Source organism: Micromonospora sp. WMMD964 (genome assembly GCF_029581455.1).
In the GTDB taxonomy this organism is placed as follows: Bacteria; Actinomycetota; Actinomycetes; order Mycobacteriales; family Micromonosporaceae; genus Micromonospora.
Genome location: NZ_CP120860.1, coordinates 1,096,183 through 1,109,467, shown reverse-complemented (window position 1 = coordinate 1,109,467; position 13,285 = coordinate 1,096,183). Strand labels below are relative to the sequence as shown.

Annotated in this window: 10 protein-coding genes and 2 tRNA genes; 4 read left to right on the top strand and 8 right to left on the bottom strand. The window is 69.0% G+C overall.

All coding sequences use genetic code 11. The annotated features are described in order from the left end of the window. The first annotated feature begins 213 nt into the window (after positions 1-213). Both O7616_RS05235 and O7616_RS05230 read left to right on the top strand, forming a co-directional pair. Positions 214-2,676 (top strand): HAD-IC family P-type ATPase, encoded by a 2,463-nt coding sequence (locus O7616_RS05235; RefSeq protein ID WP_282307538.1) that lies wholly within the window; start codon positions 214-216, stop codon positions 2,674-2,676. 114 nt (positions 2,677-2,790) lie between these two features. Beyond that, complete coding sequence (locus O7616_RS05230) at positions 2,791-3,249, top strand: hypothetical protein (RefSeq protein ID WP_282305827.1); 459 nt, start codon at positions 2,791-2,793, stop codon at positions 3,247-3,249. A 15-nt stretch (positions 3,250-3,264) separates the two neighbouring features. Here O7616_RS05230 and O7616_RS05225 read toward each other — a convergent pair whose 3' ends face one another. Beyond that, entirely contained in the window at positions 3,265-3,573 is a 309-nt protein-coding gene (locus O7616_RS05225) for a hypothetical protein (RefSeq protein WP_282305826.1), read from the bottom strand. Between the two features lie 41 nt (positions 3,574-3,614). Beyond that, entirely contained in the window at positions 3,615-3,941 is a 327-nt protein-coding gene (locus O7616_RS05220) for a hypothetical protein (RefSeq protein ID WP_282305825.1), read from the bottom strand. Positions 3,942-4,036: 95 nt separating this feature from the next. On the opposite strand from O7616_RS05220, the gene O7616_RS05215 reads away from it, so the two are divergent. Next, on the top strand, positions 4,037-4,774 hold the full coding sequence (locus O7616_RS05215) for a VOC family protein (protein ID WP_282305824.1): 738 nt from the start codon (positions 4,037-4,039) through the stop codon (positions 4,772-4,774). Positions 4,775-4,899: 125 nt separating this feature from the next. Beyond that, the gene (locus O7616_RS05210) at positions 4,900-5,664 is read left to right on the top strand and encodes an alpha/beta hydrolase (RefSeq protein ID WP_282305822.1); all 765 of its coding nucleotides are present in this window, start codon (positions 4,900-4,902) and stop codon (positions 5,662-5,664) included. Positions 5,665-5,852: 188 nt separating this feature from the next. On the opposite strand, the gene O7616_RS05205 is transcribed toward O7616_RS05210, so the two are convergent. From O7616_RS05205 to gyrB, 6 genes are all read right to left on the bottom strand, one after another. Next, a tRNA-Ala gene (locus O7616_RS05205) sits at positions 5,853-5,928 on the bottom strand. A gap of 32 nt (positions 5,929-5,960) precedes the next feature. Next, complete coding sequence (locus tag O7616_RS05200) at positions 5,961-6,089, bottom strand: DLW-39 family protein (RefSeq protein ID WP_209444550.1); 129 nt, start codon at positions 6,087-6,089, stop codon at positions 5,961-5,963. Between the two features lie 44 nt (positions 6,090-6,133). Then, positions 6,134-6,207: transfer RNA gene (locus tag O7616_RS05195), tRNA-Ile, on the bottom strand. Between the two features lie 150 nt (positions 6,208-6,357). After that, the gene (locus O7616_RS05190) at positions 6,358-7,275 is read right to left on the bottom strand and encodes a DUF3566 domain-containing protein (RefSeq protein ID WP_282305820.1); all 918 of its coding nucleotides are present in this window, start codon (positions 7,273-7,275) and stop codon (positions 6,358-6,360) included. A gap of 4 nt (positions 7,276-7,279) precedes the next feature. After that, complete coding sequence (gene gyrA / locus O7616_RS05185) at positions 7,280-11,062, bottom strand: intein-containing DNA gyrase subunit A (protein WP_282305819.1); 3,783 nt, start codon at positions 11,060-11,062, stop codon at positions 7,280-7,282. A 130-nt stretch (positions 11,063-11,192) separates the two neighbouring features. Then, positions 11,193-13,139, bottom strand: coding sequence for a DNA topoisomerase (ATP-hydrolyzing) subunit B (gene gyrB, locus O7616_RS05180; protein ID WP_282305818.1), 1,947 nt, complete (start codon positions 13,137-13,139; stop codon positions 11,193-11,195). Positions 13,140-13,285 lie beyond the last annotated feature (146 nt).

The following is a 13,285-nucleotide window of genomic DNA, read 5'->3' as shown; positions in this document are numbered from 1 at the left end:
TTGGCCTTCGCGAACGGGGTGTGGCGGGCCCGTCGGCTGCACGACCGTTCGGACACCCCGGCACCCGTCGCGACCGCCTGGCACCTGATGCCCGTCGGCACCGTCCTCGACCACCTGCGCAGCACAGCGGACGGGTTGACCGGCGGGGAGGCGCAGCGCCGGCACCACGCAGCGGCGGGGGACGGCGACTCCGGGCCCGGTAGCGGTGGTTTGGTGCGCGCGTTCGTGGAGGAGTTGTCCAACCCGTTGACCCCGGTGCTGGCCGCCGGTGCGGTGCTCTCCGCGTCGTTCGGATCGCTTGTCGACGCCGCGCTGGTGGGCAGCGTCGTCGGTGGCTCCGCCCTGATCGGCGCGGTTCACGAGCGGAACACGGAACGGTCGCTGGCGGAGTTGCTGTCCCGGTCGGCGGTGACGGCACGGGTCCGTCGGGACGGCGCCGAGCAGGTCGTCGCCGCCGGAGACCTGGTCCTGGGTGACGTCATCGCCCTCGAACCGGGCGACTCGGTGCCCGCCGACTGCCGGGTGCTCGAATCGGTGGGCTTGGAGGCGGACGAGTCCTCGCTGACCGGGGAGTCGTTGCCGGTCGCGAAGTCCAACCGGCCGGTGGTGGCCGCCGCGATCGCCGACCGCCACTCGATGCTGTACGAGGGAACGACGGTCGCCGCCGGACACGGCACCGCCGTGGTGGTGGCGACCGGATCGGACACCGAATCCGGCCGCAGCCTCGCTCTGGTCCGGCAGGCTCCGCCGACGAGCGGGGTGGAAGCCCGGCTCGGCTCGTTGACCAGCACCGCCATCCCGTTGGCTGCCGGCTCGGCGGTGGCGGTGGCGGGTGCGGGGTTGCTTCGGGGCGTACCCCTGGCCGAAACGGCGGCGACCGCCGCGAACCTGGCCGTGGCGTCGGTGCCGGAGGGGCTGCCGTTCCTGGTGAGCGCGGCGCAGCTGGCCGCCGCCCGGCGCCTCGCCGAGCACGGCGCGTTGGTCCGGAACCCGCGCACCATCGAGGCGCTGGGCCGGGTGGACGTGCTCTGCTTCGACAAGACCGGCACTCTCACCGAGGGGCAGTTGCTGCTGGCCGGGGTCGGCGACAGCGCCGGCGACCGGTACGCCCCGGTGGACCGGCTGGACGACCGACTCCAGTTGACGCTGGCCGCGGCGTTGCGGGCTACTCCGGCGGCGGCGAACCCGGAGGAGTTGGCGTTGCAGACCGACCGGGCGGTCCGGCGGGGTGCCGGGGATGCCGGGGTGGTGGAGCAGACCGGCGCTCCCGGTTGGCGGGCGACCGGAGGGCTGCCGTTCGAGCCGTCCCGTGGCTATCACGCGAGTATCGGCGAGACCGACGGCCACCTGTTGCTGAGCGTCAAGGGTGCTCCGGAGACGGTCCTGCCGCGTTGTTCGGCGCGGCGCATGGACGGCACCCAGCAGCCGTTGGACGACGCCGGCCGCGCCGAGCTGGAGCGGATGCTCGCCGACCGGGCCGGGGCGGGAAACCGGATCCTCGCCGTCGCGGAGTGCCCGGTGAACGACCCGAAGGTGACCGACTCCGACGTGCGAGGGCTGACCTTCGTGGGTTTCCTGGCCCTGGCGGACGGGGTTCGGGAGAGCGCCGCCCCGGCGGTACGCCGGATCCGGCAGGCCGGTGTGCACACCATCATGATCACCGGTGATCATCCGGCCACCGCCGAGGCGATCGCCGCCACCATCAGCGAACACGACGAGCAGCGGGTCGTCACCGCCGGTGAACTCGACCGACTGGACGACGACGCGCTCGCGGAACGGCTGGCCAACACCGACGTGGTGGCCCGCTGCACCCCCGCCCACAAGGTGCGGATCATCCAGGCGTTGCAGAAGTGCGGGCGGACCGTCGCGATGACCGGCGACGGCGCCAACGACGCTCCGGCGATCCGGCTGGCCGACGTAGGCATCGCCCTCGGTCAACGGGGCACCCCGGCGGCGCGTGCCGCCGCCGACCTGGTGGTCACCGACGACCGGTTGGAGACCATCATCGCCACCCTCGTCGAGGGGCGGGCCATGTGGTCGTCGGTGCGCCACGCACTCAGCATCCTGGTCGGCGGCAACCTCGGCGAGATCGCGTTCAGCGTGCTCACCGCCGCGGCAACGGGTCGTTCCGCGCTCACCGGACGACAACTGCTGCTGGTCAACCTGCTCACCGACCTGGCACCGGCGCTGGCCATCGCGGTCCGGCCACCCGCGTCGGACCGCACCGACAGGTTGCTCCGGGAGGGTCCCGACCTGGCGCTCGGGGAGAGCCTCACCAGGGAGATCGGGCTGCGGGCGGCAGCCACCACGCTGGGCGCGACGACGGGCTGGACGTTGGCCCGGTACACCGGCCGCCGTCAGCGGGCCGGAACGGTCGCCCTGGTGTCCCTGGTCGGCACCCAGCTCGGTCAGACCGTCCTGGCCGGGGGCACCAGCCCGACCGTACTGGCGTCCACTGCGGCGTCGCTGGGGGTGTTGGCCGTGGTGGTGCAGACACCCGGGGTCAGCCAGTTCTTCGGTTGCACTCCGCTCGGGCCGGTCGGCTGGACCATCGGGGCCGGGTCGGCGCTCGGCGCCACCTTCGCCAACGGCGTGCTCACCAAGCTGGTGGAACATCTGCCGGAGGCACGACCCGACACCGCCGCGCCCTCGCCCGAGGCCGAGCACGCGGATTGACCACCGCTGCACCGCTTGACCGGCTGCGGCCGGGCTATCGCAACGGGACCCGGGTCCTCTCCCACCTGCACGGCCGTCACTTCTACCGTTGATCTCGCTGGCTAGCCTGACGCAATGCCGCCGTTCCTGGACAACGGGACTCGTCCGAAGGTGTGGCCGTCCCTCCCGTTGGCGCTGCTGCTGCCGTGCGGTCTGCTGATCCTGATGGGCATCACCGACGACCGTGAGCCGCCTCCACCGGCCGGCGTACTGATGCCGGCGACAGTGGTCGCGGCGGAACCGGCCCAGAACGCTTACGGCCCCTACGTGCAGGTACGCGTCGACACAGCCGACGGGCCGACCGTCTGCGGCATCTACGCGCACTCGTTTCCCGACGGCCGGCTTCCAGCGCCGCACCAGCGACTGACGGTCGACTACACGCCGGAGAGATGCATGCCGGAGCCGGTCAACACGGAGATGCCCCGCAGCGTGATCGTCGCCATGGGAGCCACCGGACTGACGGCCTCACTCTTCTGGCTCTGGGCCGGTGCCCGTCTGCAACGGTTCACCCGCTGGTGGCGCTCGCGCCCCTGACCACAAGTCGTATCGTCACCGCCCATCGACCCGGAACGGGTCCCGCGCGGGCCCCTGCTCGGCCCAGCACAGACCGCCCCGGAACTCCACCCCTGGAGTGCCCTCGCCGAGCCGGCTGATGTCCACCACACCCGCCAACGAGGTCACGAGGTCCGACCGAAGTTCCTCGACGGCCGTTTCCAGACCGTCCTCCTCCGCGGACCAGTCGATGTCGGCCGCCCGCAGGTCGGCGATCGCGTGACCGGTGACCGCCGCCGGATCGGTGACGAGCACCTCGACCCGACAGTAGATGTGCACGGTGACGGGGGTTGGCTGCTCATCCATCGGTGGAGCATGACAAGTGGCACGCACGACGCGACAGGTCATTATCGAAGCGGATCGGGGAGCGGCACTTCCCCTCTCATCGCCTTCTCAGCCAGGTCGATCCGCTCACGGTGAAGTCTGCTGTCGTCCAGCGGATGACCAGGAACGTTGATGCAGCGTTGCCCCGACAGGGCACTGCACACTGGACACAGGAGAAAGAACCCGCTCGACGGCACCAGTTCGACACCCTGCGCCAGGGCGGCCCTGCCGATCTTGACGATCGCCTCGTACAGGTCGTCGTCCTGGTGCCGGGTGGCGGCAGCGGCCGCCTCCCGCATCCCATCCCAGAACTGTTCGACCGAATCCGGTTCGTCCACGTCAATACGCACGGCCGCGGATCCCCGCCCCCGGTCCAGGTAAACGTGAAACCCCACCGGGGCGTTGGTCGGTACCGTCGATGCGGAACGGGCCCTAGCATGTCGGCATGGCGACCCGGCTCGTGCAGATCAACATGAAGGCTCAGGACGACTCCGCGCTCGGCGGCTTCTGGGCGAAGGCGCTGAGCTGGGGAGTTTCCAGCGAAGCACCCGGCGTGACCAACCTCGAACCCGAGGGCTTCGTCTATCCCGACCCCGTCGCCGTCTGCATCGACCTCGTCGTCTCCCCGGAACCCAAGACGGTGAAGAACCGGGTGCACGTCGACCTCGCCACCACCTCGGCCGACCATCAGCAGCAGGTGGTCGCCCGGCTGATCGACCTCGGCGCGACACCAGCCGACGTGGGCCAGGGCGACGTTCCCTGGACGGTCCTGGCCGACCCGGAGGGCAACGAGTTCTGCGTGTTGGAACCCCGACCGGTCTACCGGGACACCGGGCCGATCGCCGCGATCGTCGTCGACTGCGCCGATCCGCGTGCGATGGCCCGCTTCTGGGGACAGGCCACGGACTGGACCGTGCACGAGGTCACCGACCGCCAGGCGGTGCTGCGCTCCGCCAAGGGCATCGGACCATACCTGGAGTTCATCCGGACACCCGACGTGAAGACCGTGTGGAACCGCGTCCACCTCGACGTCCGCCCGTACCCCGGGGACGACCTGGAAGCCGAGGCGACCAGGCTGAGTGCCCTCGGCGCCACCGTGGTCGACCTGGGCGAGGACGACATCCCGTGGAAGGTCCTCGCCGACCCCGAAGGCAACGAGTTCTGCCTGCTCACCCCCGCCTGACCGAGCCCTCGTCCGTACCCCGGCTCGATCCGCCGTCAACCGCCATCGCCCCTAGCATCGGGCACGGCGACCGACCGCTCAGCGCTGCCCTACCGCCGACAACGAAGGGTCTAGCATCCCAGGTCATGCGTGGTTTCTTCGCGGTTGAGGGTCGAAAGCTCTCCTATCTGGACTTCGGTGGAACGGGCACCCCGCTCCTGGCTCTGCACGGGCACTACAACGAGGCGTCGGCGTTCGCACCGCTGGCCGAGGCGTTGGCACCCCGCTGGCGGGTGATCGCGCTCGACCAGCGCGGGCACGGGGCGTCGGACCGTGCCGAGAGCTACGAGCGTGGCGACTACATATCCGATGTCGCCGCGTTCCACCAGCATGTGGACGTCGGACCTGCGGCGGTGCTGGGCCACTCGCTCGGCGGAGTGAACGCCTACCAGTACGCCGGGCGGTACCCCGACCAGGTCACCGCGCTCATCGTCGAGGATGCCGGCGCGGTCGTAGACGTTGATTGGTCGTTCACGACCAGCCTCCCCCGTCACGCGCCATCCCGTGACGCGCTGGCCGCGGCCCTGGGCGCGGCGGCACCCTACCTGGCATGTTCCTTCCGTCAGTTCGACGACGGCTGGGGCTTCTCATTCGACATCGATGACACGGTGGCGTCCCAGAAGGCACTCAGCGGTGACCACTGGCAGGACTGGGCTTCGGTGACCTGCCCGACTCTCCTGATTCGTGGAACGCGTAGCGATGAACTGGCGGCCGACCACGCTCGCGAAATGGTCGCTCGTCGCGCCGGCCACGCCCGCCTTGCCGAGCTGCCCGCCGGTCACGTGGTGCATCACGACGCCCGAACACAGTTCGCCGACACTGTTCGCGCCTTCTTGTCCGGACCCAGCTGAGCCGGGGGGAGTTCAGTACGGCTTGATCACTGCTCGTGCGGCAGACCCCAGCCCACTGACCAGGGGTAGGCGTTCGTGCCGCCGAAGACACACCGGTCGAGCCGTCCACTGCCGCTGTCCGTGTGTCGGAGGCGCTGCGGGCACGGCAGGCCAAGAAGCGGCTTGCGGTGATCAACCGGGGAAAGTGCTGGTGGAGCCCAGGGGACTCGAACCCCTAACCCCTGCCTTGCAAAGGCAGTGCTCTGCCAGTTGAGCTAGGGCCCCGTGTGGGCGTCGGAACGCCCGTAGGCCGAACGTCAGCGCAGGTCGGGCGCGGTGGTCGCCTCGTGCCACAGGGCGCGCTCGTCGTTCGAGGCCTTGATCTTGTTGAACACGACGGCGGCCACGCCGACGACGCCAGCCAGAATCAGCAGCTTCTTGAACATGCGGGCGACCCCTTGCGCTCGACTGACCGTCGGACGACATGCGGTGGGGCTAGCTGGAATCGAACCAGCGACCTCAGAGTTATCAGCTCTGCGCTCTAACCGACTGAGCTATAGCCCCGCGTTGCGACGAGCAAGATTAACCCATCCGCTCAGCCAGCCCCAAATCGGGGTCCAGCCGGACGAGCCAGGCCGTCGACGCCTGCACAACCTACCTGAGTACGGGACACCGGAGCGACCGCATTGCACGGTGCCCCGGTGTCCCGGTCGCTCAGTCCCGCTCGGCGAGGGTCAGCTCGATCCCGCCGACCAGGTCGGCGCAGACGTTGTAGACGAACGCTCCCAGCGTGGCCAGCGCGGTGAACAACACCACGTTGACCAGGCCGATCAGCGCCGAGCTGAGGATCACGCCCTTGGCGGTGATCTGGAAGCCGCTGGTGCTCTGGCCACCGCCGGCGTTCACCAGGTCACTCAGGCTCTCGTTGACGCTCTGGAACACACCCATCGCGTCCAACGCCAGGTAGAGCACCGACGTGGCGACCACCACGACGATGAAGAGCACCACCGAGACGGCGAACGCGAACTTCATCACGGACCACGGGTCGATCCGCTTCAGGTTCAGCCGGGCCCGGCGGGGTCCGCGGGAGGCGGCCGAGCTGACCGAGGTACGCGCGGCGCGTACCGCGTCACCGACACGCGCCGCCCCGACGGCGGACGCGTTGCCGATGCCCGGCGGCAGTCCACCGCCGCTGGCCGGGCGTCCGGCGGTGCCGGTACGGGCCGTGTCGGGCTGCGGCGATGTCATGCCCGGTGTGATCCGCGGCTGAGTGCCGGTCGCCCCGGTCGACGCCGCCGGCCCGGGCCGCACGGTGATCGGCTGGGTGGTCGCCGGACGCGCCGAGGAGGACGCCGTCGCCGAACCCGAGGGGGTGGCGGCGGTCGACGACGTCGGCGCGTCGGCACCGACGGTCTCGGTCTTGTCGGCCGACCCGGCATCTTCAGCGGGCGGCTCCGGCGGGGGTGTCATGCCCGGAGCCCTCGTGAATTTCGGGGCAGGCGCGTCGGCGGGGACCGTCGCCCGGCCCACGGCCGCGCGGCCGGTCGCTGGTGTGCCGCCCTTGGCGGCCTCCTCGTCGACCGGGTTGGCCGAGGTCCCCGTGTTCCCCGACTTCGCCTGTGTCTCCGTCATTCAACTAGTCCTGTTCGTCAGGCTCGTCGGCATTGCGAGCAATCGCCACGATAGTCACGCCGTCCGGGAGGTCCATCAGCTTGACCCCCATTGTGTTCCGGTCACGCGTACGGCGTACAGGCTTCACCGGAGTCCGAATGACACCACCATTGCTGGTGATCGCGAACAGCTCGTCGTCCGGATCGATCACCACCGCGCCGACCAGACCACCGCGCCGCTCGGTGATCTTCGCAGTCAACACGCCCTTACCTCCCCGGCCCTGCACCGGGTATTCCTCGATCGGGGTGCGCTTCGCATATCCCCCGTTCGTGGCCACCAGAACGTCCAAACCTTCTCGGACGACCTCCATGGCGAGCAGGACGTCGTCGTCCGTGAAGCGCATGCCGATCACGCCCGAGGTGGCCCGGCCCATCGGCCGCAACGCCTCGTCCGACGCGTTGAACCGGATCGCCTGTGCCTTCTTGGAGACCAGCAGCAGGTCGTTCTCCGGCGCAACCAACGCAGCACCGACCAGCTCGTCCTCATCGCGCAGGTTGATCGCGATGATGCCGCCGGAACGGTTGGAGTCGAACTCCTCGAGCCGCGTCTTCTTCACCAGGCCGTTCTTCGTGGCCAGTACCAGATAAGGGGCTACCTGGTAGTTCGGGATCTCGATGATCTGCGCTATCTGCTCGTCCGGTTGGAAGGCGAGCAGGTTGGCCACGTGTTGGCCCTTGGCTACCCTACTGGCCTCCGGCAACTCGTACGCCTTGGCCCGGTACACCCGCCCCTTGTTCGTGAAGAACAGGATCCAGTCGTGGGTCGAGCAGACGAAGAAGTGGCTGACGATGTCGTCCTGCCGCAGCGTAGCGCCACTGACGCCCTTGCCGCCGCGCCGCTGGGAGCGGTAGAGATCGACCTTGGTCCGCTTGGCGTACCCCGTCCGGGTGATCGTCACGACCACGTCCTCGCGGGCGATGAGGTCCTCCATCGAGACCTCGCCGTCGAACGGGATGATCTGCGTACGCCGATCGTCGCCCCACTTGGCGACGATCTCGCCCAACTCCTCCGAGACGATCCGCCGCTGCCGCTCGGGCTTGGCGAGGATGTCCTTCAGGTCGGCGATCTCGAGCTCGAGCTTGGCCAGGTCGTCGAGAATCCGCTGCCGCTCCAACGCGGCGAGACGACGCAACTGCATGTCCAGGATCGCGGTCGCCTGGATCTCATCGATCTCCAGCAGCCGGATCAGGCCCTGCCGCGCGTCCTCCACGGTCGGGGAACGCCGGATGAGCGCGATCACCTCGTCCAGGGCGTCCAGCGCCTTGGACAGACCCCGCAGGATGTGCGCCCGCTCCTCGGCCTTGCGGAGCCGGAACGCCGTCCGCCGGCGGATCACGTCGATCTGGTGCTCGACGTAGTAGCGGATGAACTGGGCCAGGTTGAGCGTGCGCGGCACCCCGTCGACAAGCGCCAGCATGTTGGCGCCGAACGTCTCCTGGAGCTGGGTGTGCTTGTAGAGGTTGTTCAGCACGACCTTGGCGACCGCGTCGCGCTTGAGCACCAGCACGATCCGCATACCGGTACGCCCGGAGGACTCGTCACGGATGTCAGCGATGCCGGCGAGCTTGCCCTCCTTGATCAGCTCGGCGATCCGCTCGGCGAGGTTGTCCGGGTTGACCTGGTAGGGCAGCTCGCTGACGACCAGGCAGGGCCGACCCCGCTTGTCCTCCTCGACCTCCACCACGGCGCGCATCCGGATCGACCCCCGACCCGTGCGGTACGCGTCCTGGATCGCCGTCGTGCCGACGATCAGGCCGTGGGTCGGGAAGTCCGGGCCCTTGACGATGCCGAGCAGCGCCTCGAGGGTGGTCTCCTCGTCCTCCTCCGGGTGCTCCAGGCACCACTGCACGGCCGCGCCGATCTCGCGCAGGTTGTGCGGCGGGATCTTGGTGGCCATGCCGACCGCGATGCCCTCGGAGCCGTTCACCAGCAGGTTCGGGATCCGCGACGGCAGGATCGTGGGCTCCTTGGCCCGGCCGTCGTAGTTGTCCTGCAGGTCGACGGTGTCCTCGTCGATGTCCCGCAGCATCTCCATGGCGAGCGGGTCGAGCTTGCACTCGGTGTTGTGGCTGACGAACCCGTCCGAGACGAACGAGTGGTCGTCGGTGTCGACCCGGACGCTGTAGACCGGCTGGATGCCGGCATCGGTGATCTGCGCCACCTCGGCGTAGTAGAAGCGCCCGTCAACGAGCGGCTCGACCACGTCGAGCACCTCGGAGTTGGTGATCCGGGCGGCGATCTCGTCGCGGTCCCGTTCCCAGCGCTCCACCCGGTCCACGTTGTGCCGACGGAGCCAGTCCCGCTCGGTCCAGCGCGTCGCGCCGTGCTCACGGATGAAGTCGCCGACCAGCGGCACGTGGTCGCTGGAGAGCGCGGTGCTGCTAGCCGGCACCTGGGCCAGCTCGGCCTCCAGCTTGGCCTGCTTGCGGCCGAGGAAACCGACGTGCGCGGCGAAGATCCGGGCGTCGCGGCGGTTGGTGACCACGACCTTGATCTCGCCGCTGTCGTAGCGGGTCTGCCGGCTGATCACACCGAACTCCAGCAGCAACTGCTGGACCTCGGCCGCCAACCGCTCGCTGCGCGTCGAGTACGAGATCTGCATGGCGTTGCGCGACAGTAGCGAGGAAGAGCCGTCGCCCTCGAACAGCGCCTGAAGGAACGCCCGCTTGATGGCGGCCGGCCCCTGCCAGACGAACTCGGGAACGAACTTCGCGGCGCTCCGTGCGCCCATCAGCTCACCGAGGAGGCTCGACCGGAGCGCGGTGAGGTCCTGCACGTCGAGTTCGTGCAGGGTGCTCCCGGAGGCGATGACCCGCTCGCTGATGTAACGCGGGCCGCCCACGGCCAGGTCGTAGGCCGCGAGGACGCGGACGAAGAACTCGCGGTCGATGTTGTTGAACCCGGCCCGGTTGGCGGACACCCAGCCCTCGCTGACGAAGGCACCGGCGAGGACGGCGGCCTCGACGTGCTCCAGCATCGGGTAGCCGATCTCGTCCGGCACGCTGCGCTGGAGGACCACCCGGTCGCCGGGGGAGATCTCGGCGAGCAGCTTCCACAGCAGGGTCGGCACGCCGGCCACGTCCACCAGGCACAGCACCGGGTGGTTGTGGGTGCCGGTCAGCTCGTACCCTTCGCGGATACGCAGCCGCAGCGTCGGGTGCTCGCCGGAGTGGAAGAACTTCGAGGCGCGGACCAGGTCGCCGTTGCGGTCGCGGACCTTGAGATCGATGTCGGTCTCGCTGGACGGCGCGGCGTCCGCCACCACGTCCGCGATCCGCACACTGCCGTCAGCGGTACGGATGCGGACATTACCGGTCAGACAATAACGCATCGCCGCAGCCGGGTCGTTACCCGGCGAGCCGAAGTTGCCGTTGCCGTCGACCAGCGGGTAACGCAGCGACCAGGGCTGCGCCATCCGGACCAGCGCGTCGTAGATCGCCGAGTCGCCGTGCGGGTGGAACTGGCCCATCACGTCGCCGACGACGCGGGAGCACTTCACGTACCCGCGGTCCGGGCGGTAGCCGGAGTCGAACATGGCGTAGAGGATCTTGCGGTGGACCGGCTTGAGGCCGTCCCGGACGTCCGGCAGCGCACGCCCGACGATCACGCTCATCGCGTAGTCGAGGTAGGAGCGCTGCATCTCCACCTCGAGCCCGACCGGTTCGATCCGGTCGTGCGCGACCACCGCGGCGATGGCCTCGGCGGGGACCTCGGGCTCGTTCGGTGTGGACTCGGGAGAATCGGTCACTGTATACCCTTATCAGACTCAGTGTCGTTTTCGTGCTGTGGATAACCGCTGTGGATACCGGCCATGCTGTGGATAACTCTGTGGACCGGCGGATCGACCGGGCAGCGCCCGGTCGATCCGCAGCGGTCCGTCAGATGTCCAGGAATCGCACGTCCTTGGCGTTGCGCTGGATGAACGACCGGCGCGCCTCGACGTCCTCACCCATCAGCACACTGAACAACTCGTCGGCGGTCGCCGCGTCGTCGAGAGTGACCTGACGCAGGGTACGCGTCGCCGGGTTCATCGTGGTTTCCCACAGCTCGGGATAGTTCATCTCGCCGAGGCCCTTGAAGCGCTGGATGTCGTCCGGCTTGGCGTTGGCCTTCTTCTGCTGGCGCAGCGCGATCAGCCCGTCCCGCTCCCGGTCGGAGTACGCGTACTGCGCGTCGTCACCCTTCTTGTTCCACTTGATCTTGTAGAGCGGCGGGGCGGCCAGGTAGACGTGCCCCAGCTCGACCAGCGGACGCATGAAGCGGAACAGCAGGGTGAGCAGCAGCGTCTGGATGTGCTGGCCGTCGACGTCGGCGTCGGCCATCAGCACGATCTTGTGGTACCGCAGCTTCTCGATGTCGAAGTCGTCGTGGATGCCGGTGCCCAGCGCGGTGATCAGCGCCTGGACCTCGTTGTTCTTGAGGACCCGGTCGATCCGGGCCTTCTCCACGTTGAGGATCTTGCCCCGGATCGGCAGGATCGCCTGGGTCCTCGGGTCGCGACCCTGCTTGGCCGAGCCGCCTGCCGAGTCGCCCTCGACGATGAACACCTCGGACTCGCGCGGATCGGTGGACTGGCAGTCGGCCAGCTTGCCGGGCATCGAGCCGGACTCCAGCAGCGACTTACGCCGGGCCAGCTTGCGCGCCTGCTGGGCGGCGATCCGGGCCCGGGCGGCCTGGGACGCCTTCTGGATGATCATCTTGGCTTCGGCCGGGTTACGGTCGAACCAGTCGACCAGCCGGTCGTTACAGACCCGCTGCACGAAGCTCTTCACCGGGGTGTTGCCGAGCTTGGTCTTGGTCTGGCCCTCGAACTGCGGGTTGGTCAGCTTGACCGAGATGATCGCCGCGAGCCCTTCGCGGATGTCCTCACCGGAGAGCTTCTCGTCGCCCTTGAGCAGCTTCTTGTCGGCGCCGTACCGGTTGACGACGCTGGTCAGCGCGGACCGGAAGCCCTCCTCGTGCGTGCCGCCCTCGTGCGTGTTGATGTTGTTCGCGAAGGTGTAGACCGACTCGCCGTACGACTCGTTCCACTGCATCGCGATCTCAAGCGACATGCCCTCCTCCTCGGCCCCGAACTCCACCACCGTCTTGTGGATGGGGTTCTTGGAGGCGTTGAGGTGCCGGACGAAGTCGGCGATGCCGCCGTCGTAGCGGAAGGTGACCTCGCGGGGCTTGCCGTCCTCACCCTCGGGGACCCGCTCGTCGAGCAGGTGGATGGTGAGGCCGCGGGTGAGGAAGGCCATCTCCTGCAGTCGCCGGTAGATGGTCTGGAAGTCGAAGTCGACGGTCTCGAAGACGTCCGCGTCCGGCCAGAAGGAGACCGCCGAGCCGGTGCGGTCGGTGGTCTCGCCCTTCTCCAGCGGAGTCGGCTTGGAGTTGTGGTACTGCTGCCGCCACACGAAGCCGGACTTGTGGATCTCCACAGCCATCTTCGTGGAGAGCGCGTTCACCACGGAGACGCCGACACCGTGCAGACCGCCGGATACGGCGTACGCCTTGCCGTCGAACTTGCCGCCCGCGTGCAGCACGGTCAGCGCGACCTCGACACCCGGCTTCTTGAGCTTCGGGTGCAGGTCGACCGGGAAGCCACGGCCGTTGTCGGTGACCCGGACGCCACCGTCGGCCAGCAGCACCACGTCGATGGTGTCGCAGTATCCGGCGAGCGCCTCGTCGACCGCGTTGTCGACGACCTCCCAGACGAGGTGGTGCAGACCGCGCTCGCCGGTGGACCCGATGTACATACCGGGCCGCTTGCGGACCGCCTCCAGCCCTTCGAGAACGGTGATCGACTCTGCGCCGTACTCCTGCTTTTCCTGCGCTGCCACCCTCGGCCACTTTCTCGCGTCAGCCGCGCCGGTTGGGCGCAGCGGGCGCGGGTTCGGCGGACAGGACGCGACGTCGGCGCGCGGACCGGTGCCGGAGACCTCCGGACCACGGGTCGAACGCGCCGGTCGCCGCGGTTGCCCGCGGA